The 22402-nt window shown below is 74.6% G+C and carries 15 protein-coding genes and 1 pseudogene; 9 read left to right on the forward strand and 7 right to left on the reverse strand.

Going from position 1 to position 22402, the window contains the following annotated elements; translation table 11 throughout:
• Window positions 1-435 carry an SRPBCC family protein gene (locus AFB00_RS02350; RefSeq protein ID WP_068795837.1) on the reverse strand — a complete coding sequence of 145 codons (435 nt, stop codon included), beginning with the start codon at window positions 433-435 and terminating at the stop codon, window positions 1-3.
• A gap of 147 nt (window positions 436-582) precedes the next feature.
• Between AFB00_RS02350 and AFB00_RS02355 the strand changes: the two genes are divergently transcribed.
• Entirely contained in the window at window positions 583-1746 is a 1164-nt protein-coding gene (locus AFB00_RS02355; protein WP_068795838.1) for a hypothetical protein, read from the forward strand.
• Window positions 1747-1813: 67 nt separating this feature from the next.
• On the opposite strand, the gene AFB00_RS02360 is transcribed toward AFB00_RS02355, so the two are convergent.
• On the reverse strand, window positions 1814-2911 hold the full coding sequence (locus AFB00_RS02360) for a DoxX family protein (protein ID WP_068795839.1): 1098 nt from the start codon (window positions 2909-2911) through the stop codon (window positions 1814-1816).
• A gap of 112 nt (window positions 2912-3023) precedes the next feature.
• Between AFB00_RS02360 and AFB00_RS02365 the strand changes: the two genes are divergently transcribed.
• A complete protein-coding gene (locus AFB00_RS02365; RefSeq protein ID WP_083275204.1) occupies window positions 3024-3986 on the forward strand; it encodes an ROK family protein in 963 nt (320 codons plus the stop codon).
• Between the two features lie 25 nt (window positions 3987-4011).
• Window positions 4012-5739, forward strand: a complete 1728-nt coding sequence (locus AFB00_RS02370; RefSeq protein ID WP_068795840.1) for an alkaline phosphatase D family protein — start codon at window positions 4012-4014, stop codon at window positions 5737-5739.
• 312 nt (window positions 5740-6051) lie between these two features.
• On the opposite strand, the pseudogene AFB00_RS35955 reads toward AFB00_RS02370, so the two are convergent.
• Window positions 6052-6633, reverse strand: a pseudogene (locus tag AFB00_RS35955) (maleylpyruvate isomerase family mycothiol-dependent enzyme); the annotation flags it as partial.
• 61 nt (window positions 6634-6694) lie between these two features.
• On the opposite strand from AFB00_RS35955, the gene AFB00_RS02380 reads away from it, so the two are divergent.
• From AFB00_RS02380 to AFB00_RS02390, 3 genes are all read left to right on the forward strand, one after another.
• Window positions 6695-7075 carry a hypothetical protein gene (locus AFB00_RS02380; protein ID WP_068795841.1) on the forward strand — a complete coding sequence of 127 codons (381 nt, stop codon included), beginning with the start codon at window positions 6695-6697 and terminating at the stop codon, window positions 7073-7075.
• A gap of 184 nt (window positions 7076-7259) precedes the next feature.
• The gene (icmF, locus tag AFB00_RS02385; protein ID WP_068795842.1) at window positions 7260-10517 is read left to right on the forward strand and encodes a fused isobutyryl-CoA mutase/GTPase IcmF; all 3258 of its coding nucleotides are present in this window, start codon (window positions 7260-7262) and stop codon (window positions 10515-10517) included.
• Between the two features lie 86 nt (window positions 10518-10603).
• Window positions 10604-12037 (forward strand): MFS transporter, encoded by a 1434-nt coding sequence (locus AFB00_RS02390; RefSeq protein WP_156819339.1) that lies wholly within the window; start codon window positions 10604-10606, stop codon window positions 12035-12037.
• Window positions 12038-12413: 376 nt separating this feature from the next.
• Here AFB00_RS02390 and AFB00_RS02395 read toward each other — a convergent pair whose 3' ends face one another.
• Together AFB00_RS02395 and AFB00_RS02400 are read right to left on the reverse strand one after the other, a co-directional pair.
• Window positions 12414-13682, reverse strand: a complete 1269-nt coding sequence (locus AFB00_RS02395) for an alpha/beta fold hydrolase (protein ID WP_083275206.1) — start codon at window positions 13680-13682, stop codon at window positions 12414-12416.
• 63 nt (window positions 13683-13745) lie between these two features.
• Window positions 13746-14999: an MFS transporter gene (locus AFB00_RS02400; RefSeq protein ID WP_068795843.1), complete on the reverse strand. Its 1254-nt coding sequence runs from the start codon at window positions 14997-14999 to the stop codon at window positions 13746-13748.
• 68 nt (window positions 15000-15067) lie between these two features.
• Here AFB00_RS02400 and AFB00_RS02405 point away from each other — a divergent pair, with 68 nt between their 5' ends.
• Genes AFB00_RS02405 through AFB00_RS02415 form a run of 3 tightly spaced genes read left to right on the forward strand, consistent with a single transcriptional unit; the run spans window position 15068 to window position 19316 of the window.
• Entirely contained in the window at window positions 15068-15970 is a 903-nt protein-coding gene (locus AFB00_RS02405) for a LysR family transcriptional regulator (RefSeq protein ID WP_068795844.1), read from the forward strand.
• 35 nt (window positions 15971-16005) lie between these two features.
• Window positions 16006-16773 carry a helical backbone metal receptor gene (locus AFB00_RS02410; RefSeq protein WP_068799939.1) on the forward strand — a complete coding sequence of 256 codons (768 nt, stop codon included), beginning with the start codon at window positions 16006-16008 and terminating at the stop codon, window positions 16771-16773.
• A 38-nt stretch (window positions 16774-16811) separates the two neighbouring features.
• A complete protein-coding gene (locus AFB00_RS02415) occupies window positions 16812-19316 on the forward strand; it encodes a glycoside hydrolase family 3 C-terminal domain-containing protein (RefSeq protein WP_068795845.1) in 2505 nt (834 codons plus the stop codon).
• Window positions 19317-19334: 18 nt separating this feature from the next.
• Here the strand turns inward: AFB00_RS02415 and AFB00_RS02420 are convergent, their stop codons facing one another.
• Complete coding sequence (locus AFB00_RS02420) at window positions 19335-20918, reverse strand: GMC family oxidoreductase (RefSeq protein WP_068795846.1); 1584 nt, start codon at window positions 20916-20918, stop codon at window positions 19335-19337.
• Window positions 20915-22402, reverse strand: a complete 1488-nt coding sequence (locus AFB00_RS02425) for an aldehyde dehydrogenase family protein (RefSeq protein WP_068795847.1) — start codon at window positions 22400-22402, stop codon at window positions 20915-20917. The genes AFB00_RS02420 and AFB00_RS02425 overlap by 4 nt, the downstream gene beginning before the upstream one ends.

A 22402-nucleotide genomic window follows, 5' to 3' on the forward strand; every position in this document is an offset into this window, starting at 1 on the left:
TCAGGTCCAGCGCTGCGCGAGCGCCGCCAGGCCGGTGCCGAAGACCCCGTTCGCGAACCGGTCGACCAGGTCGCCCTCGTCGGCGGCGTCCGCGTCGAACTCGACCCACCACTCGGCGAAGGTGTGCCCGATCGCCGTGACCGGCGCGAGCCGGACGGTCGAGACGTAGCGGCGGACCGGGAACGGCGACTCGACGATCTCGTAGGTCAGCGCGTGACCGCGCTCGTCGAGCGCCAGCAGGTCCTCGACGACGACCCCGCCGTCGCCCAGCGTCAGCCGCCGCCGCGCGCCGATCTCGGTCCCGGAGGCCCCGCGGGTCAGCTCGCAGGTCCGGATCGCCGGGTGCCAGCGGTGGATACCGCCGAAGTCGGTGATGTACGGCCAGACCTCGGCCAGCGGGGCCGGGACGACGGCGCTGGAGTAGGGACGGGGCACGGATCCTCCTTGGACGGTGGTGAGGGAGTTCTACCGCCGGCACCACCTCCGGGGCGAGGGCCGCGACCGGAACGACGCAGGGCACTATGAACTCGCCCCTGCCCGGTCGGGCTCGTGACGCGCGGCCCGTGACCTCGTTGGAGAGACATGCTCGGTCACACGGAGGACACCCGCGGCATCGTGCTCCCCATGGATGGCCGGCCCGTTCCCGCCGAGCCGGGTCCGCCGCAGCGCCCCGCAGGCCCGCGCCCCGGCCCCGAGCGGGTCCCGCCCGGCCCCGCCCTGCTGCTGGGCTGGCAGCCGGACGCCGTCCCGGCCGCCGGTGACCGGTCGTGGGGCCCGGTGCTGACGCCGTCGAGCGAGCTGGCCCGCCGGCTCGCCCGGCCGGGCAGTCCCGGACCGGACCGCGGGCTCACGTTCCGGCTCGTCCTGCCCGAGGCGTTCGGGGCCGAGCCGCTGCTGCAGCTCGCCGACCGGCCCGACACCCCGGCGCCCGGCGGCCCGGCCCCGTCCGCCGCCCTCCCGATCGTCGCCGGCGGCCCCGGGACGGCGCTGGGGCTGCTCGTGCTCACCACCGCGGTCGAGATCGTGGCCAGCGGGACCCAGAACCGGGTGCTCCAGGACGTGACGGCCGCGGTCGACGACCTGGCCCCGGCGGCGACGATGCGGGTCGACGCCCGGCTGCGCGCGGCCGAGGAGTCGCTGCGCATCGCCCAGTCCGAGCTGCTGGAGCAGGGCGCGGTCAGCTCGGGCGCCGGGCTGGACACGGCGGTGGCGAACCTGGCCGTGCTGCGGCACCAGACGCACGCCTGGATCTCCGGCTGGGAGCGCGTGGTCGCAGCGGCGGAGCGCACCGGGACCCCCGGCAGCACGCTGCGCGAGCAGCTCGGTGCGGTCGGGCGGCTCGGCTGGGAGGGCTTCCCCGGCGCGGTGTCCGCGGCCTACCAGGCGCTCGTCCTGGACGCCCGGCGGATCCTCGTCACCGGTGCCGAGCACCTGCTGCGCTTCCCGAACCGCCCGCTCGCGGCGCTGCGCCCGCTGATCGAGTCCGACCTGGCCGGCCGGGCCGCCGACGTCGCCCGGCTGGACCGGCTGCTCACCGGCCTGTCCGTGCTGCCGCTGACGGTGCGGGCACGCTCCGGTGGCCTGATGCCGAACCTCGTCGCCGACGCGGCGACCACGAACGCGCGGACCCAGGCGTTGTTCACCCGCATGGCCACGGCGCTGCGGGCCCCCTCGGGCCCCGGCCCGGTGGTGCTGGAGGTGCAGTCGCTGGAGTCGGGCGAGCTGCGGGTGCTGCGCCCGGCCTGAGCGACCTCCGGCCCCGCTCCCGTCCGCCGGGCGGAGGGGGCGGGGCCGGAGACTCCGGTGCCGTCGCTCAGCGCGCGGCGGCCTTGGCGCGCTTGCGGGCGTCCTTGGCGGTCAGCTTGGCCTGCTTCGCGGCGTCCGCCCCGGCGTGCGCGGCGCGGTCGGCCAGATCGGACCCGAACCGGGCGGCCTGGGCCTGTGCCTGGCTCGCCAGCGTGGCGAACCGGTCGGCGTACTCCGGGGCGCGCTTCTCGGCGCGGGCCCGCGCCTTCTGTGCCTGCTTCTCCCAGCGGGCGCGGCGCTTCTCGGCCTCCTTGAGCCACCGGTCACCGGTGCGCCCGGCCGCCTTGCGGTACTGCGCACCGCGCTTGTCGACCACCTTCTCCAGGCGGTTCCCGTGCTTCTCGGCCGCCTTCGCGAGCTTGGCGCCCTTCTTCTCGGCCGCCTTGGCGCCCTTCTCCGCCTGCACGGCGGCCCGCTCGGCCGCGACGGAGAGCTGCTCGGACCAGGTCGAGGCCCGCTCGGAGGCGACCTCACCCAGGTGCGCGGCCTGCTCGGAGGCCTTGCCGCCCCACTCCGAGGCCCGCTCGCGCACGACCGGCCCGTACTCCTCGACCGCGTCGTGCAGCTTCTCGCGGCTGCCCGCGGCGACGGCCGCGATCGACGAGCCGGCACCGGCGAGCCCGGCGGCCAGCTGGGCCCCGGTGTCGGAGTCGGAGGAGAAGCGGTTCTGCACCTGCTCGGCCGCCTTGCGGGCGCGGTAGGCGTTCGACGGCTTGCCGTGGGTGTCGGCCGAGGCGATCAGCAGGCCGCCGAGCAGCCCGACGTTCTTCAGGAAGTGGATCTGCTGCTCGGCCTTGCGCTGCGGGTCCGTCTCCTCCCAGAACCGGTGCCCGGCCAGGGTCGTCGGGATCAGCGTGGCCGCGAGCGCGGTCGAGGCCAGCCGCGGGAACTTGCCGACGGCCAGCAGCGTGCCGGCGGCGATCTTCACACCGGCGTCGACCTTGACCAGGGTCTCGACGTCCGGACGCCGGTCCAGCGGCGCGTTCTCGACCACCTTGTCGATGGCCGGGGCGGCCTGGTCGAGTACCGGCTTGGCGGCCTGCGCGTGGCCCTCGGGCTGGCGGAGCGCGTTCACGCCGCCGTAGATGAAGACGGCTGCGAGCATAGGTCGGGCAACTCGTCGCAAGACTGGCATGGGGCACCTTTCCCCGGTCGCCGGGTCCGCAAACCCGGGGGCAGGTGTGGCATCCCGACGGTCGGGTCGCAATCATGCCGGGGTGACGAACGGACGGCGGGCGATCGGGCTCGACATCGGAGGAACGAAGGTCGCCGGAGCGATCGTGGGCGAGGATGGCACGGTTCACGGCGAACTGCGGCGCAACACTCCGGACAACTCCGACGCGGTGACCATGAACGATCTCCTGCGGGGGATGGTCGAGGAGCTGCGGGCGAGCGAGGCCGGCGCCGGGGTGAGCGCGATCGGGGTCGGCGCGGCGGGCACCGTGGAGTGGCCGGTGGGCCGGATCCGGTGGGCGCCCAACAACAACTACGAGAACTGGGACCTGCGCGCCGACCTGGAGGCGGCCACCGGGCTGCCGGCCGTCGTCGACAACGACGGCAATGTCGCCGGGCTGGCCGAGGCCCGGCTCGGTCAGGTCCGCAACGACGACATGATCCTGCTCACCGTGGGCACCGGCGTCGGTGCCGGCATCGTGCTGGGCGGGAAGATCTACCGCGGCCCGCACGGGCTGGGCGCCGAGGTCGGCCACATGAACGTCAACCCGGACGGCCCGCTCTGCGGGTGCGGCAACCACGGGTGCCTGGAGTCGATGGCCTCGGGCACCGCGCTCACCCGGATGGGCCGCAGCGCCGCGGCGCACGATCCGGAGGGCATGATCGCCGGCCTGGCGGCGGAGTCCGGCGGCGAGGTGACCGGCCGGCACGTCACGATGGCGGCGATGGCGGGCGACCGGACCGCGCAGTCGCTGTTCGGCCGGCTCGGCCGGGCACTGGGGGTCGGCATCGCCAGCGTCAACGCGATCTTCGAGTTCGAGGTGGTGCTCATCGGCGGCGGCCTGGTCGACGCCGGTGAGCTGTTGCTCGAACCGGCCCGCCGGGCGGCGCGCGAGTTCCACTACGGACCCCCCGGCGTCCGGCCGCTGCCGCCGGTCCTGCCCGCGACGTACAAGGGCGACGCGGGCAAGATCGGCGCCGGCCTGCTGGCGCTGGAGGAGACCTGAGCACGGGAGGTCTACCCTCGTCCGGGTGACGCTCCTGCTCGGACCGGTGCTGCGGCACGTCGACGACACCTCCGCACTGATCTGGGTGCAGACCGACCGCGCGTGCCGGGTGGAGGTGCTCGGCTGCGCGGCGGACACGATCGAGGTCATGGGGCTGCACTACGCGGTCGTCGTCGTCACCGGGCTGGAGCCGGACTCCCGCCATCCCTACGAGGTCCACCTGGACGGCGAGCGCGCCTGGCCCCGGCCCGGGTCGCCGTTCCCGCCCAGCGTGATCCCCACCCGCGGCCCGGCCGCCGACGTGCGGCAGCGCATCGTCTTCGGGTCCTGCCGGTACGTGAAGCTCGCCGACCCGAAGCAGGCCCGCCGCTACGGCCTGGACGCGCTCGACGCCTACGCCACGCGCCTGGCGACGCTCCCGGCGCAGGAGTGGCCGAGCGTGTTGCCGCTGCTCGGAGACCAGGTCTACGCCGACGAGCTGACGCCGCAGACCCGGCGCCGGATCGCCGGGCGCGGCGAGCGCCACCCGGACTGGCCGGACGACGAGATCGTCGGCTTCGAGGAGTACTCCGGGCTCTACCGCGACACCTGGTCCGATCCCGAGGTGCGGTGGATGCTCTCCACCGTCCCCACCGCGATGATCTTCGACGACCACGACGTGCGCGACGACTGGAACACCTCCGGTGCCTGGCGGGCGGAGATCGCGCGGAAGCCGTGGTGGCGCGACCGGGTCCGGGCCGGGCTGGCGTCCTACTGGATCTACCAGCACCTGGGCAACCTCACCCCGGACGAGCTGGCCGCCGACGGCGACTGGCAGGCCGTGCAGGCCGCCGACGGCGACGTCTGGCCGCTGCTCGCCGAGCGGGCCGACCGGTGGGACGCCGAGACCGGCCGGGGCGCCGACCGGCACAAGGACGAGCGGTTCTCCTTCTGCTGGGAGCTGGGCCGCACCCGGCTGATCGTGATCGACTCCCGGAACGGGCGGATCGTCGAGTCGGTGCCGCGGCGGATGGTCTCCGACGCGGAGTTCGACTGGATCACCGAGCGCGCGCTCGCCCCGGGCGGGATCGACCACCTGGTGCTGGGCACCTCGGTGCCCTGGCTGCTGCCCCAGGTGATCTCGGACCTGCAGGCCGCGGTGGAGAAGGCCGGCGACCGGCCGGGCCGGATCGGCCGGGCCGCGGAGTTCCTGCGCCAGGAGGCCGACCTGGAGCACTGGCCGGCGTTCGGGCACTCGTTCGCGCGGATGGCCGACCTGGTCCGGGCCGCCTCCCGGTCCCGCGGCACCGGCCCCGACGCCACGCCGCCGGCCACGGTGTCGGTGCTGTCCGGCGACGTCCACCACTCCTACGCCGCCGTGGCCGACGTGCACGCCGGCGGGCCGGGACCCCGCGACGGCGCCACCGGCGGGACCCGGGTGCACCAGCTCACCTGCTCGCCGGTGCACAACGTCGTCCCCGGGTTCATGCGGGTGCTGTTCCGGGTGGCCTGGTCCCGGGCGATCGCCCGGGTCACGACCGGACTGACCCGCGGCACCGGTGCCGGCCGGGCCGGGGTGGCCTGGGCCAGGACGAGCGGGCCGCTGTTCGGCAACCTCATCGCCACCCTGGAGCTGGACGGCCGCCGGGCCACCGCCCGCTTCGAGCGCCCCCGCACCGCGTCCACCCTGGACACCGCGGCCGAGGTCGCGCTGACCCCGCAGGCACCGGCCGCGCCGGGACCGGTGGCCGGGGCCGCGGTCGGCTCGCCCTGAGCGGCGGGCGCGCCGCGGCTCAGAAGCCGGTGCGCGCCAGCCAGTCCCGCCAGACACCGGCGTCGCCGAGCACCTCGGTCCGCGGGTCGTCGGCCGGGATCCGCCGCAGGATCGCCTGCAGCAGGTCCACGGCGGCGCCCCGGACGGCGGCGTCCCCCTGCCGTGCCCGTGTTCCCACAGCACCCGGCCCCGGTCGCACCGGACCAGCCACTCCCCCGCCGCACCGAGCTCCTCGTCGGTGGCGTGCAGGTGCAGTGTCGTCCCCTCGGGCAGCGGGGCCGGGTCCGCCGCGGGACGGGCCCGGAGCAGGCCGAGCCACTCGGACACGCCGTCGGCGGCGAGGTCCGGGGCGAGGTCGAACCGGGCACCGAGCGCGAGCGCGGCGTCGGCGCGGTGCACCGTGACCTCGTGCAGACGCCGCCGCACCCACCAGGCCGCCGGCTGCGGCCCGGTGAAGGTCCACACCGGAGCCGCGGGATCGGCACCGACGGCGGCGAGGAGGTCGGCCGCGGTGTCCCGCAACCACTGCGCGGCGACGTCCGGGCCGCCCTCCGGGGGCTTCCCGCCCTCGACCGCACGCGGGTCCAGCGCCTCGGTGGCCCCCGTGGAGATCATCTGCGCGGCCCAGCGGTGACCCCGCCCGACGTGCCGGAGCAGCTGCAGCAAGCTCCAGCCGGGGCAGGTCGGCACCTCGGTCGCGAGGTCGGCGCCCGCCAGCAGCGCCGCCAGCCGGTCGTTCTCCGCGACGAGTGCCGCCGCGTGCGGGACCCGTGGGTCGGGGGTGCTGCGATCCGGTGACGCTGGTATGAACGCCGTCCTCCACTCGTGAAACTGTGGGTCACGCTTCGGCGAGTCGCGCATGACGATCTTGGCTGTCGGGTAGTCATAGATCATGCCGCCTCATCGCGACTGGACGCGACGGGGAGCGGGACGTGCGCTGCTGTACTGGCCTCTCGTGGCCTTCATCCTGGTAGCGGCCTTCCCCGCTCTCGCGGTGCCGCTCGTCATCTATTCGGGGCTGACGTTGCTGGTGGTCGGCCTGATCGCCGGCTTCGCGGGCAAGCGGTGGCGGGCCCGCCGGCTGGCTCGCGCCCGCCAGGCGGTGGCCGAGGTGGCCGAGGAACTGCTTCCCGGCCCGGGTGGTGCGGCCACCGAGGGCGACGCTACCTCCGCCGACCCGGCCCCGTCGATGCCGGCCGCCTGGCCGACGGGCAGGCACGCCCGGCGCAAGCGGAACCCCGCCGCTCCCGCGCGCACCGCGGACGCCGACGACACCGGCGACGCCGCGCTGCCCGGCGCCACCCCCGGCCCGCGGGCCCGCCCGACCGCGGCCTGAGTCACCGTCCCGGCGTCGGGACCGCCTGCGCCGGGCGACGGCCCGGAACCCGGTGGGGCAGAACGTCCCGTGCCCCGCCGACCCGTGTCCGAGTGTGACGACGGTTTTCTTGTACGCCCGACACTAGGATGTCAAACTAAATGGGCCGGGGCCCCTCCGTCCGCCCGGCGGAAGGAGCCGGTCGATGACCGCCTCGGCACCACCGACCACACTGCACGTCCCCACCCACCCGGTCCGGTTCGTCACCGCGGCCAGCCTGTTCGACGGGCACGACGCCGCCATCAACATCATGCGGCGGATCCTGCAGAAGCAGGGCGCCGAGGTGGTCCACCTGGGCCACAACCGCTCGGTGGACGAGGTCGTCACCGCCGCGATCCAGGAGGACGCACAGGGCATCGCCGTCTCCTCCTACCAGGGCGGGCACGTCGAGTACTTCTCCTACCTGGTGGAACTGCTCCGCGAGCGCGGCGCGGGGCACGTGAAGGTGTACGGCGGCGGCGGGGGCGTGATCGTCGCCGAGGAGATCGAGCTGCTGCACTCCCGCGGGGTGTCCCGGATCTTCTCCCCCGAGGACGGGCAGCGGCTCGGCCTGCCCGGGATGATCAACATCATGATCGCCGAGTGCGACACCGACCTCGCCGACCGGGCGCCGTCGTCGTACGAGGGCGTGTTCTCCGGCGACGAGTCCGCGCTGGCCCGCGCGCTGACGGTGGCCGAGGCGGGCCGGCTCCCGGCCGAGGTGCGCGAGCGGATCGGCACCCCCGACCGCCCGGTCCCGGTCCTGGGCATCACCGGTACCGGCGGGTCCGGCAAGTCCTCGCTGACCGACGAGCTGGTCCGCCGGTTCCGGCTCGACCAGGAGGACAAGCTGCGGATCGCCGTCCTCGCCGTCGACCCGACCCGGCGGCGCGGCGGCGGCGCCCTGCTCGGCGACCGGATCCGGATGAACGCGCTGTCCGCGACCGGCCCCACCGGCGGTGGCGGTGGCGGCGTCTTCTTCCGCTCGATGGCCACCCGCGGGACCGAGAGCGGGTCGCTGCCCGAGCGGCTCGGGGACGCGATCGCGGTGCTGCGCTCGGCCGGGTTCGACCTGGTGATCGTGGAGACGCCGGGCATCGGCCAGGGTGACGCCGGGATCGTCGGGTTCGTCGACCACTCGCTGTACGTGATGACACCGGAGTTCGGCGCCGCGTCCCAGCTCGAGAAGATCGACATGCTGGACTTCGCCGACGTCGTCGCGATCAACAAGTTCGAGCGCCGGGGCGCCGAGGACGCCCGGCGCGACGTCGGCCGCCAGCTCGTCCGCAACCGCGAGGAGTTCGGCGCGAGCTGGGAGGACATGCCGGTCTTCGGCACCTCGGCCGCGACGTTCAACGACGACGGCGTCACCGCGCTCTACCAGCACCTGCGCGACCTGCTCGCCGGCGACGGTCTGGCCGTCGCCGAGGGCCGGCTGGCCCGGGTCACGACGAAGACCTCGCACGAGCACGCGGCCGTCATCCCGCCGGAGCGGGTGCGCTACCTGGCCGAGATCGCCGGGACCGTCCGCGGCTACCACTCCGACACCGAGTCCCACGCCCGCGCGGCCCGGACCGCGCAGCACCTGCGGACCGCCCGGGAGCTGGTCGGCGAGGCCGTGGACGAGGCGCTCGCGGTGGCCGAGAAGCAGGTCCCCGCGGCGTCGGCCGAGCTGCTCGCGGCCTGGCCCGGCCGGGTCGAGGACTACTCCGGCGACGAGTACGTCTACACCGTCCGGGACCGCGAGTTCCGCATCAAGCTGACCCGGGAGACGCTGTCCGGCAACCGGATCCGCCGGGTCGCACTCCCCCGCTACGACGACGACGCCGAGCTGCTGCGCTTCCTGCGCCGGGAGAACCTGCCGGGCCACTTCCCGTTCACCGCCGGCGTGTTCCCGTTCAAGCGCGAGGGCGAGGACCCGGCCCGGATGTTCGCCGGCGAGGGCGACCCGTTCCGGACCAACCGCCGCTTCCGGTACCTGTCGGAGGACTCCGAGGCCAAGCGGCTGTCGACGGCGTTCGACTCGGTCACCCTCTACGGCCACGACCCGGACACCCGTCCGGACGTGTACGGCAAGGTCGGGACCTCCGGCGTCTCGATCGCCACCCTGGACGACCTGAAGGCGCTCTACGACGGCTTCGACCTCTGCTCACCGACCACGTCGGTCTCCATGACGATCAACGGCCCCGCGCCGACGATCCTGGCCTACTTCCTGAACGCCGCGATCGACCAGCAGGCCGGGGCGTTCCGCGCCGAGCACGGTCGCGAGCCGGACGCCGCCGAGCACGAGGCGCTCACCGCGTACGCACTGGCGAACGTGCGCGGCACGGTGCAGGCCGACATCCTCAAGGAGGACCAGGGCCAGAACACCTGCATCTTCTCCACCGAGTTCTCGCTCCGGATGATGGCCGACATCCAGGAGTGGTTCATCGCGCACGAGGTGCGGAACTTCTACTCGGTCTCGATCTCCGGCTACCACATCGCCGAGGCCGGGGCGAACCCGATCAGCCAGCTCGCGTTCACCCTCGCCAACGGGTTCACCTTCGTCGAGTCCTACCTGGCCCGTGGGATGGACATCGACGAGTTCGCGCCGAACCTGTCGTTCTTCTTCTCCAACGGCATGGACGCCGAGTACACGGTGATCGGCCGGGTCGCGCGGCGGATCTGGGCGGTCGCGATGCGGGACCGCTACGGGGCGAACGAGCGCTCGCAGAAGCTGAAGTACCACGTCCAGACCTCCGGCCGGTCGCTGCACGCGCAGGAGATGAACTTCAACGACATCCGGACCACGCTGCAGGCACTCTGCGCGCTCTACGACAACGCGAACTCGCTGCACACCAACGCCTACGACGAGGCGATCACCACGCCCAGCCAGGAGTCGGTGCGCCGGGCGATGGCGATCCAGATGATCATCAACAAGGAGTGGGGGCTGTCGCTGAACGAGAACCCGCTGCAGGGCTCGTTCGTCGTCGACGAGCTGACCGACCTCGTCGAGGAGGCCGTGCTCGCCGAGTTCGAGTCGATCGCCGAGCGCGGCGGGGTGCTGGGCGCGATGGAGACCGGGTACCAGCGCGGGCGGATCCAGGACGAGTCGATGCTCTACGAGCACCGCAAGCACTCCGGCGACCTGCCGATCGTCGGGGTCAACACGTTCCGGGCGCCGGGCGGGGACGACGCGGAGCCGCACGAGGTCGAGCTGGCCCGCGCGACCGAGGAGGAGAAGCGCTCCCAGCTGTCCCGGCTCGAGGAGTTCCAGTCCCGGCACCGCACCGAGGCCGAGCAGGCGCTGCGCCGGCTGCAGGACGTCGCGACCGGCGAGGGCAACGTGTTCGACGAGCTGATGCGGGCCGCCCGGGTGTGCTCCCTCGGCCAGCTCACCACCGCCTTCTTCGAGGTCGGGGGGCAGTACCGGCGCAACATGTGAGCCCCGGCGGGCGGCCCCCACTGGAGTTGCTTAACGCTAAGCAACTACTATGGCGGGTACATCGCTCGTGGAAGGTGGCGCCGTTCGTGTCCGAGGCCGTGCAGGATGTCCCGCCCCCCGGTTCGGCCGGAGACCGTGCCGCACCGTCGTCGGAGCGGGAGTCGGAGCCGCATCCGCACCGGCACGTCGTGTTCGCGGTCGTCTCCGTCGCGCTCCTGATGTTCTCCCAGGACCAGACGGCGGTGGCGACCGCGCTGACCACGGTCAGCCGGGACCTGCAGGTCGATCTGGCCTGGACCGGATGGATCGTCACGATCTACGCCGTCGGTCAGATCCTCGCGCTCCCGCTGGGCGGGCGATTGGCCGACGCGTTCGGCAGCCGGCGGGTCTTCCTCACCTCGGTCGGCGCGTTCACCGTGCTGTCCTGCCTGTGCGCGGTCGCCGGGGGGATCGGACCGCTGATCGCCTGCCGGTTCCTCCAGGGCGTCGCCGGCGGGGTCATGCTCCCCGCGGCGAACGGGATCGTCGCGCACCACTACGGCCGGGACCGCGACCGGGCGCTCGCCTCGTTCACCAGCGTGTTCCCGATCGGGGCCATCCTCGGCCCGCTGGTCGGCGGGCTGATCCTGACGGTGTGGTCCTGGCACGCGATCTTCCTGGTGAACGTCCCGCTCGGCCTGGTCGTGGTGGGTGTCGCCGCGCTCGTGGTGCAGGACGCGCCGCGCCGCCGCCCGGACCGGGTCGACCTGCGCGGGATCACGCTGCTGCTGCTCACCCTGGTCTCGGCCATGGTCGCCATCACCGCGCTGGGCACCGCGGGCGGTGCCGCGGGGCTGCCGGTGACCGTGGCGGCCGCGGTCGTCACGGTGGCGGGCGGCTGGGCGTTCGCCCGGCACTCCCGGCGACGGCCCGACGCGGTGGTCCCGTGGCGGCTGGTCGCGGGGCGCGGACTCGGCATCATGAACGTCACGAACGTGCTGTTCGGCGCCGCGGTGATCGGGTTCTCGGCGCTGCTGCCGCTCTACGCCCAGACCCGGTACGGGCTGGCGCCGTTCGCCGCGGGGGCGCTGCTCACCGGCCGGGCGGCCGGGACGATCGCGTCGTCCGGGGTGTCCGTGGCGTTGCTGCGCCGGACCGGGCACCGGCCGCTGCTGCTGGGCGGCATGATGATCATCGTGCTCGGCCTGCTGCTGAGCGCCGCACCGGCCACCTGGACCACGCCCGAGGTGTGGCTGCTGGTCGCGGCGACCGTGCTCGGCATCGGGATGGGCCTGACCGGCCCGGCGGCCAACAACGCCGGGATGCACCTGGTCCCGGGCGACGTCACGGCCGTCGCCGGGCTGCGGATCATGTTCCGGCAGATCGGCGGGATCGCGGCCGTGTCGGCGACGACCGCGGCGATCGCCGCGTCGTCGGACCCCGGCACCGCCGGTGCGGTCGCGATCGTCGTGCTGGCCGGGCTGCTCGCCGCGGTCGCCCTGCTCGCGGCACGCATCCCGAACCAGCGCGGCCGGTGGTGACCCGGGCCCGGATGGGCGGCGCCGTCAGGGCTCTCCGGACCGTGAGCGCCGTCAGCGGCGCGGGCGGCTCCGGCGGCGACCGCGGTTCCACCCGCCGATGATGCCGATGGCCTCGATCAACGACTCGGCGGCCTTGGAGAGCCTTCGACGAGCCTTCCGCATCGGTTTCCTCCCGTGGACGTGCTGCGGTGTGGGGGCGGTACCACCGTCCCAGACCGGGCGCCGTCCACGCGGCCGGGTGTGTGCTCCGTCGAGGTGATCGGGAGCGGTGCGCTCCTTCCGGATCGGAGCGACGCCCACCCACATCGGGTAACCGGAACGGCGTGCACCCCGCACCGTCAGCCGTCCGGAGTAAGGACGTCCGAGACCGGCCGGGTCATGCGTCCGATCGGGCGACCTGACGGCGTCCGGGGTCGATCCGGGTGTCCGCCCCGATCGCCGACGCCAGCAGCGGACCGAGCGTCGCCTGCATCCCGCGCCGCGGCAGGGCGGCGATCCGGTTCGCGAGCCGCGGCAGTGCCCGGTGCCCGCCCGCCTCGACCACGTGCGCCACGTTCAGCGCCGCCAGCTGGTGGGTGTCGGCCGCGCTGCGCCCCTGGCCCGCGAGCGGCACCAGGACGGCGTCCGGCAGCCGGTCCACCAGCTGCTCCGCGAGCGGTCGGGGTGTCCGCAGGTCCCGCTCGCCGGAGATCACCGCGACCGGCCAGGTGAACCGGGGCAGCTCCGCGACCGGGTCGTGGGTCGGCGCGGGCACGGGCTCGTCGGCCCGGACGTCGTAGACCCGCTGCAGGTCGAGCACCTCGCCGTCCGGCGGAACGGCGAAGCCCAGGTCACCGAGCGCGATCGGGCGGACGAGGTCGCCATCGAAGACCATCGGCACGCGGGTCCCGGCGACCTCACCGGCGCCGAGCCCGGCGATCCACCGCCACGAGCGCCGGGCACCGCCCCGCCATCGCGCCGCGAGCAGCCGCTCCAGCCGCTCCGGCCCCGCGAACTCGTGCACGGTCCGCACCACGGAGGTGAGATCGCGCGGGTCCGCACCGCGTGCGGCGAGCGCCCCGACCAGCGCGGCGCTGCGCGCGGTCCGGACGTCCACCCCGTCGCGGTAGAGCCGGCGCAGGTGGGCCCGGATCGCGGGCACGCCGTCCGGGCCCCCGGTCGGCGAGTCCAGCACCATCGCGGCCACCCGGTGCGGGTGCCGGGCGCCGAACACCCGGGCCAGGTGGCTGCCGTAGGACGTGCCGAGCACCACGGCGCGCTCGACGCCGTTCGCGTCGAGGACCGCGGCCACGTCGTCCGCCGCGGCCGTCGCGGTGACGTCGGCGACGTCGAGGTCGGCACCGGTGGTGTCGGTCCGGGACAGCCCGACCCCGCGGTGCTCGACCATGATCACGTCGAGGCCGCGGGCCGCGCCGAGCTGCCGGAACGCGTGGTACGGCAGCACGCTCGCCAGTCCCGGCCCGCCGGGGAGGACCACGATCGGCGTCCGGTCCCCGCCGCGGCCCCGGACCCACGCCAGCGGGAGCGTCCGCCCGCCGTCGAGCGGCCGTGGCACCGTGCCGCCGTGCGCCGCCACCTGCGCCCGCGCCGACCGCTCCCGGGCGGCGGCGCCCCGTTCCGACCCGCGTGTCCCGTTCCGTCCCACCGTGCCCCCCTGCCCCGTTCGTCCCCCCCCGGTGACGACGAACGGCACGGCCCCGGAGTTCCGTCAGGCCGGCGCGGGCAGTCGCCGCAGGACGAGTGCGAGCCCGAGCGCACCGGCCAGCAGGGCGCTGACGTAGCAGACGACACCGAGCCATCCGGCGTGGTCGTAGGCGATGCCGCCGACCGCTCCCCCGGCGCTGGATCCGGCGTAGTACCCGACCAGGTAGAGCGAGGACGCCTGGGCCGGCACGGCACCGGCCAGCAGCGCGGAGCGCCGCCCCACCCAGCTGCTCGCCACCGAGTGCGCGCCGAAGAAGCCGACGGTCACCATGACGAGTCCGATCAGGACGGTGACCAGCAGGTCGGGCAGCATCACCCAGATCCCGGCCAGCGCGAGCAGGGTCGCCGACCACAGCACCGGCCGCCGCCCGAACCGGTCCCCGAGCCGGCCGGCGCGGGTGGACGCCCAGCCGCCGGCCAGGTACCCGAGGAAGACCAGCCCGACCAGGGTGCCCGGCAGCGAGAACGGAGCGGCGAGCAGCCGGAACCCGAGGTAGTTGTAGACGGTCACGAACGCACCCATGAGCAGGAACGCCATGCCGAACAGGCAGAGCAGCCCGGGATCGGTGAGGTGCCTGCGCAGCGGCCCGCCGAGGTCGCGGAACCGGGTCCGGGCCGGGATCGGGGCGGTGGGCGCGGGCAGCAGCAGCCGGAACGCGACCGTCGCCGCGACCGAGACCGCACCGACGGCGGCGAGCCCGGCCCGCCACCCGGCGAGGTCCGAGACCCAGGACGCGACCAGCCGGCCGGACAGCCCGCCGAGGGTGTTGCCGGCGATGAGCAGCCCGACGGCGCCGCCCAGGTGGCGCGCGGCGACCTCGTGGGTCAGGTGTGCCATCGACAGTGCCGGCAGGGCGGCGAGCGTGACACCCTGCAGCGCGCGCAGGACGACCAGCGACTCGAACGTGGGGGCCAGTGGCGCGAGCAACGCCAGGACCGCGGAGACGGCGAGCGCGCCCGTCATCACCCGGGCCCGCCCCCAGGACTCGGTGACGGCGGAGAGCGGGAGGACAGCGAGTGCGAGCGCCCCGGTGGTCGCCGAGAGCACCAGGCTGGCCGTCGACGAGCTGACGCCGAACTCGGCCGAGAGCGTCGGCAGCAGCCCCTGGACGCTGTAGACCAGCACGAACGTCGCCACGCCGGACAGCCAGAGGGCGGCGCCGAGACGGAGGAACCCCGGCGTGCCGCGCTCGTGCGGCGGGGCGAGGCGATCCGGGCCCGCGACGGCCCGGGGCTCGGGGTGCTCGGTCGTTGTCATCGCACACGACCGTAGATCGAGCCGATCGCATGCGTCCAATGCATGAATCGAGGATCTAACATGCAGATGTGCATGAGTCCTTCGCGCCCGCGCTGTACCGGTTCGTCGCCGTCGCCCAGGAGGGGCACCTGACCCGGGCGGCCGAGCGGATCGGCGTCGGGCAGCCCACGTTGTCCCGGGCCGTCGCGCGGTTGGAGGACGAGATCGGGGTCGCGCTGTTCCAGCGGGTCGGCCGGGGCCTGCGACTCACCCGCGCCGGGCGGATCCTGCTCCCGCGGGCGGAGACCGCGCTGGCCGAGCTGTCCACGGCCGCCGCCGAGCTCGCCGGGGACGCCGACCCGCACACCGGGCGGGTCGCGTTCGGTTTCCTCGGCACGCTCGGCCCCGAGGTGGTGCCGCGGATCCTGCGCGGCTTCCGGGACCGGCACCCCCGGGTCCGCATCGAGCTGGTGCAGAACCGGCACGCCGTGCTGCTCGACCGGGTGCGGGCGGGCTCCGTCGACCTGGCGCTGACCTCGCCGATGCCCGACGACGACCCGGACCTGGTCGGCACCGCGCTCGCGGAGGAGGAGCTGCGGCTCGGGGTGCCCGCCGGACACCGGCTCGCGACCCGTACCGGGGTCGATCTCGCGGAGGTGGCGGACGAGCCCTTCCTGCTGTTCGCCCGCGGCTACGGGCTGCGCGGCACCGTCGAGGCGTGGTGTGCCACCGCGGGCTTCCGGCCCCGGGCGGCCTTCGAGGGTGGGGAGACGGGGACCCTGCGCGGGCTGGTGGGAGCGGGGCTGGGCGTGGCGCTGCTGCCGGTCGGGCCGGATGCGCCCGGGGTGGTGCAGGTGCCGGTCCGTTCGCCGCGCACCGTCCGGACCCTGGGCATGGTGCACGCGGCGCACGACCGGCCGACCCCGCCGGTACGGGACCTGCGCGCGTTCGTCCTGGAGCACGGAGCCCGTCTCCTCGCGCACGACGCCTGAGCCGGACCCGGGTTACGGTCTCCGGCGTGCACCGCGTGATCGACGACGAGCACCGCGAGGTGGCCGTCCCCGCCGAGGTACGCCGGGTGGTCTCCCTCGTACCGTCGCTGACCGAGGCCGTCGCGACGACCGCGCCCGGCCTGGTCGTCGGCGCCACCGACTGGTGCACGCATCCGGTGGACCTGGGCGCGGAGCGGATCCGCGGTACCAAGAACCCGGACGTCGAGCGGATCGTCGCACTCGCCCCGGACCTGGTGCTGGCGAACCAGGAGGAGAACCGCCTGCCCGATCTCGACGCGCTGCGCGGAGCCGGGCTGCCCGTCTACGTCACCGACATCCGTGACGTCGACGGCGGTCTGGGGTCGCTGGGCCGCATGCTCGGCGCGTGCGGGCTCGACGAGCCGCCCTGGCTGCGCGAGGCCCGCGAGCTGTGGGCGGGGATCCGGCCGGTGCAGCCCCGCCGCCGCGCGGTCGTCCCGATCTGGCGCAGACCCTGGATGGCGGTGGGGTCGGACACCTTCACCGGTGCGGTCCTCGACCGGCTGGGCGTCGGCAACGCCCTCGCCGACTCCCCCGAGCGCTACCCCCGCTTCGACCCCGCGACCCTGCCGGAGCACGACCTGGTCGTGCTGCCGGACGAGCCGTACCTCTTCACCGCCGACGACGGCCCGGAGTCCTTCGCCGCACCGTCCGTCCTGGTCAGCGGCCGCCTGCTGACCTGGTACGGCCCGAGTCTGGTCGACGCGGCGCGGGACCTGCCGGCCGCCCTGGAGCACGCCGTGCCCCGGTCCACGGACCGCTGACCCCGGCCGGCCCCGCGGTCCGGATCTAGGGTCGCGGCATGGCTCACGTCGACGAGGACCTGATCGACACGCTCATCGAGCGGCTCGACCTGGCGGCCAAGGCCCGGCTGCTCACCGGCGCCGACTTCTGGTCGACCCCGCCGGAACCGGTGATCGGGTTGCGGCGCATGGTGCTCTCCGACGGACCGTCCGGGGTGCGGGGCGAGAACTTCGACGAGCGGGAGCCCTCGCTGTCGCTGCCGTCGGCCACCGCGCTGGGCGCCACCTGGGATCCCGCGGCCGCCCGCCGGTACGGCGCCGCGCTCGGGGCCGAGGCCCGGCGCCAGCACGCCGACGTCGTCCTCGGGCCGACGATCAACCTGCACCGCACGCCGTTCGGCGGCCGGCACTTCGAGGCGCTGTCCGAGGATCCGCTGCTGACCGGGGAGCTGGCCGCCGCGTACGTGTCGGGGATGCAGGCGCACGGCGTCGCCGCGACCCCGAAGCACTACGTCGCGAACGACGCCGAGACCGCGCGGTTCACCGTCGAGAACCGGGTGGACGAGCGGGCGCTGCGGGAGGTCTACCTCGCGGCCTTCGAACCGGTCGTCGTCCGGGCCGGGGCCTGGGCCCTGATGTCGGCCTACAACGCGGTGAACGGGCCCACCATGAGCGAGAACCGGTTGCTCACCGAGCCGCTGACCGGCGAGTGGGGCTTCGACGGACTCGTCGTGTCCGACTGGGGCGCGGTCCGCGGCACCGAGGCCTCGGCGAACGCCGAGCAGCATCTCGCGATGCCCGGCCCGGTGTCATCGTGGGGCGAGGCCCTGGTGGAGGCGGTCCGCGCCGGGCGGGTCGCCGAGCGGACCGTCGACGGCAAGGTGCGCCGCCTGCTGCGCCTCGCCGCCCGGGTCGGCGCGCTCGACGGAGCGGCACCGGCGGTCACCGCGCCCCCGGCGGCCGAGGACGGCACCGTCGTCGCCCGGGAGCTCGCCGTGGCCGGGATGGTGCTGCTGCGCAACACGGCCGGAGCGGACCCCGCGCCCGGCGGCGGCCGGTCCGGCACCGGGCGAGCAGACACCGGGCGGACGGCCACGGGCGAACTGCCCTGGGACCCGGCCTCGCTCGGCACGGTCGCGGTGCTCGGGCACAACGCGGCGCTGGCGCGTACCCAGGGCGGCGGCAGCGCGACGGTGCGGCCGGCCGCCGTCGTCTCACCGCTGGAGGGGCTGCGCGCGGCACTCGGGGCGGAGCGGGTGCGGTACCGGCTGGGGGCGCAGGTCGCGGACGGTGTCCAGCCCTTCGACCCGGCCACCATCTCCGACCCGGTGACCGGTGCGCCCGGCCTGCGGGCGGTGTTCCGCGACGCCGCGGGCGCCGAGCTGCGCAGCGAGCACCGGCGGAGCGCGTCGCTGATCTGGATGGGCCCCGAGATCCCCGGCGGCACCGACCACGTCGAGATCGCGGTGCGCTGGGCCGCGCCGGCCGGATCGCACCGGATCGGTGCCGCGGCGCTCGGGCACGTCGTCGTCGAGGTCGACGGCCGCACCGTGCTCGACGTCGACGCCGTCCGGACCGGCGACGGCGGCCCCGGCGAGGCGCTGTTCGAGGCGCCGTCGGTGACCGCGGACGTCGACGCCGACGGCCCGCTGGACCTCCTCCTGCGCTTCCGCCCGACCGGGCGGGACACCACCATGCGGACGGTCGCGGTGACCGTCGGGGCGGAGACCGTCGTCGCGGATCCCGGGGAGGAGATCGCCGCCGCGGCCGCACTGGCCGCCGGGTCGGACGTCGCCGTCGTCGTGGTCGGCACCAACGACCGGATCGAGAGCGAGGGGTTCGACCGGACCACCCTCGCGCTGCCCGGGCACCAGGACGAGCTGGTCCGGGCGGTGGCCGCGGCGAACCCGCGGACCGTGGTCGTCGTGAACGCCGGTGCACCGGTGCTGCTCCCCTGGCGCGACGAGGTCGCCGCGGTGCTGCTCGGCTGGTTCGGCGGGGAGCGCTTCGGCGAGGCCGTCGCCGACGTCCTGCTCGGTGCCGCCGAGCCGGGCGGCCGGTTGCCGACGACCTGGCCGGACACCGGCGGGGAGCGTTCCGTGTCGTCCGGGGTCCCGGTGGACGGGGTGCTGCACTACGCCGAGGGCGTCCACATCGGGCACCGGAACTGGCTGCGCCACGGGGACACCCCGGCGTACCCGTTCGGGCACGGGCTCGGCTACACGACCTGGACCCTGGACGACGCCGTCGTCACGAACCCGCCGGGAGCGGCACCCCGGGTGCACGTCACCCTCACCAACACCGGTGCCCGCGCCGGACGCCAGGTCGTGCAGGCCTACCTGGCGCGGCCCGGCAGCGCCGTGGAGCGGCCCGCACGGTGGCTGGCCGGCTGGGCCGTCGTCGACGCGGAACCGGGCACCGCGACGGCGGTCCTCACGCTGTCCCCGGACGCGCTGCGGCACCGGGCGGACGACGGCTGGGCGGTCGAACCGGGCACCTGGACCGTGCACATCGGGTTCTCCGTGACCGACACCCCGCTGACCGCGGGGCTCACGACGCCGTGACCCCCGCGGCGGAGCGGATCAGGAGTGCGCGGCCTTCAGCAGGTCCGAGCACTTCTCGCCGATCATCATCGTGGTGATGTTCGGGTTGATCGCCGGGAGGAACGGCATCGCCGACCCGTCGGCGACCCGCAGGTTCTGCACGCCGCGCACCCGCAGCTGCGGGTCGAGGACGGCCGTCGGGTCGTCGTCGGTGCCCATCTTCGCCGTGCACGCCGGGTGGTACACGGTGTTGTGGGTCTTGGCGATGTAGTCGGCCAACTCGTCGTCGGTGACCGCGTCCGGGCCGGGCGCGAGCTCCGCGGCGATCCACTCCTTCAGGGCGGGCTGCTCGGCGATCCGCCGGGCCAGCCGGATCCCCTCGGTCATCACGCGCATGTCGTGGCCCTCGGGGTCGGTGAAGTACCGCGGGTCGACCCGCGCCCGGTCCCGGAAGTCCCTGGTCCGCAGCCGGACGGTGCCGCGGGACCGGCCACGGGTGACGTTCGGCGTCAGGCAGAACCCGTTGTCGGTCGTCGGGTAGCCCCACCGCAGCGTGTTCATGTCGAACGGCACCGAGCCGTAGTGCATCATCAGGTCCGGCCGGTCCAGCCGCGGGTCCGTGCGGTGGAACAACCCGATCTCCCACCACTGGGTGGACTCGGCGACCATCGGCTTCGCGGCGTCCCAGAAGACCAGACCCTCGACGTGGTCGTCCAGGTTCGACCCGACGCCCGGCAGGTCGGCACGCACGTCGATCCCGAACTCGCGCAGGTGGTCACCCGGCCCGATCCCGGAGAGCATCAGCAGCTTCGGGGTGTCGATCGCGCCGGCGGAGAGGATGACCTCCCGGTCGGCGAACACGCTCTCCCGGCCGGGCCCGATCCCGCGCTGGTACTCGACGCCGGTCGCCCGGGTCCCGTCGAACAGCACCCGCGACGCCCAGCAGTCGGTCCGCACCTCGAGGTTCGGCCGCGAGTCCAGGATCGGGTGCAGGTAGGACGCCGACGACGACGCGCGCGTCCCGTCCGGGAACGAGTTGATCTGGAAGTACCCGGCGCCGTCGGTGACGGTGTGGCCCTCGTTGAACCGCACGGTCGGCATCCCGACCCCGGCGGCCGCGGCCAGCACCGCGTCCCCGCACGGGTCGTTCGCCGGGACCTGCATGAGGTTCACCGGCCCGGAGCGGCCGTGCCCGTCCCACTCCCCGTCGTTGGTCTCCAGCCGGGCGATGAGCGGCCAGCACTCGTCGGCGGACCAGCCGGTCAGCCCGGAGGCGGCCCACTCGTCGAGGTCCTCGCGCGGGGTCCAGAACGCGATGCACGAGTTGTGCGACGAGCACCCGCCGAGCACCTTGGCCCTGGCGTGGCGCATGTGCGAGTTGCCGCGCTCCTGCGGCTCCACGGGGTAGTCCCAGTCGTAACCGGAGTCGAGCAGGTTCATCCAGTCCGTCAGCCGCAGCACCGCCGGGTCCCCGACGTCGGACGGCCCGGCCTCCAGCAGCAGCACCCGGGTCGAGGGGTCCTCGGACAACCGCGCGGCGAGCGCGCACCCCGCCGACCCGCCACCCACGACCACGTAATCGAATCGCCCACCCGCCGACCCGCTGTCGAATCGATCGGTCATGCCCGCTCCCCCTCGGTGCTCCCGGCGAACCAGCGCTGCGGCTCCGGGGCCGTGTTGTGCCAGACGTGCTTGATCTCCTGGTACTCCGCCAGGCCGGTCGGGCCGAGCTCGCGCCCGTTGCCGGAGCGGCCCATCCCGCCCCACTCGGCACCCGGGAAGTACGGGTGGAAGTCGTTGATCCAGACGGTGCCGTGCCGCAGCGCGTTCGCGACCCGGTTCGCCCGGCCCATGTCCTGGGTGAACACCGCCCCGGCCAGGCCGTACTCGGTGTCGTTGCCGAGCCGGATCGCCTCGGCCTCGTCGGTGAAGCGTTCCACGGTGAGCAGCGGCCCGAAGGTCTCCTCGCGGATCAGGCGCGAGTCCGGCGCCAGGCCGGTGATCACCGTCGGGAGGTAGAAGTAGCCGTCGCGCAGCTCCGGGTCGTCCGGGCGGGCACCGCCGCACCGGATCGTCGCGCCCTCGGCGCGGGCCGCGGCCACGAAGTCCTCGATCTTGGCCAGGTGCGCGGCCGAGACCAGCGGGCCGACCTCGACGCCGTCGGTCAGGCCGTTGCCGAGCCGGATCCGCCCGGCCCGGCGGACGATCTCGTCGACGACGTCGTCGGCGATCGAGTCCTCGATGATGAGCCGGGCGCCGGCCGAGCAGACCTGTCCGGAGTGCAGGAACACCGCGAGCATCGCGTAGTCCACCGCCAGCTCGCGGTCGGTGTCGGCGAAGACGATGTTCGGGTTCTTGCCGCCCAGCTCGACGGCCGTGCGCTTCACCGTCTCCGCGGACGCGCGGATGATCGCCCGGCCGGTGCCGAGCCCGCCGGTGAAGGAGACCATGTCGACGTCCGGGTGCTCGCTCAGCGGGGCACCGACCGACGGCCCGTCGCCCAGCACGATGTTGACCACGCCGGGCGGGATCCCCACCTCCTCGCACAGCTCGACGAGCTTCACCGAGGTGAGCGGGGTGACCTCGCTGGGCTTCACGACCATCGTGTTCCCGGCCGCGACCGCCGGGGCGACCTTCCAGGACAGCTGCAGCAGCGGGTAGTTCCACGGCGTGATCAGTGCGCAGACGCCGACCGGCTCGTGCACGATCCGGGAGACCACGGTGTCGCTGCCGGTGTCGACGATCCGCCCGGCGTCGGCGCCGGCGAGCCGCGCGTAGTAGCGGAAGACGGAGGTCACGTCGTCGACGTCCTGGCGGCCCTCGGCGATCGTCTTGCCGGTGTCGAGGGTCTCGGTACGCGCGATCTCCTCGCGGTCGCGGACGAGCAGGTCGGCGATCCGGCCGAGGAGCGTCCCGCGCTCCTCGGCCGAGGTGGACCGCCACGGCCCGGAGTCGAACGCGCGGCGGGCGGCGGCGACGGCGCGGCCGACGTCGTCCGGACCCGCCTGGTCCACCTCGGTCACGGTGGAGGCGTCGTAGGGGTTGATGACCGGGGCGGTTCCCGCGGAACCGGCGGTCCAGGCTCCGTCGATGTAGAGGCTCGGCAC

The organism is Pseudonocardia sp. HH130630-07, assembly GCF_001698125.1.
Taxonomy (GTDB): domain Bacteria; phylum Actinomycetota; class Actinomycetes; order Mycobacteriales; family Pseudonocardiaceae; genus Pseudonocardia.

Excerpts from the sequence above, each read along its gene's own strand:
- AFB00_RS02400 (WP_068795843.1), bottom strand. The coding sequence starts at position 14,999 with ATGACAACGACCGAGCACCCCGAGCCCCGGGCCGTCGCGGGCCCGGAT.
- AFB00_RS02415 (WP_068795845.1), top strand. The coding sequence starts at position 16,812 with ATGGCTCACGTCGACGAGGACCTGATCGACACGCTCATCGAGCGGCTC.
- AFB00_RS02420 (WP_068795846.1), bottom strand. The coding sequence starts at position 20,918 with ATGACCGATCGATTCGACAGCGGGTCGGCGGGTGGGCGATTCGATTAC.
- AFB00_RS02355 (WP_068795838.1), top strand. The coding sequence starts at position 583 with ATGCTCGGTCACACGGAGGACACCCGCGGCATCGTGCTCCCCATGGAT.
- AFB00_RS02360 (WP_068795839.1), bottom strand. The coding sequence starts at position 2,911 with ATGCTCGCAGCCGTCTTCATCTACGGCGGCGTGAACGCGCTCCGCCAG.
- icmF (WP_068795842.1), top strand. The coding sequence starts at position 7,260 with ATGACCGCCTCGGCACCACCGACCACACTGCACGTCCCCACCCACCCG.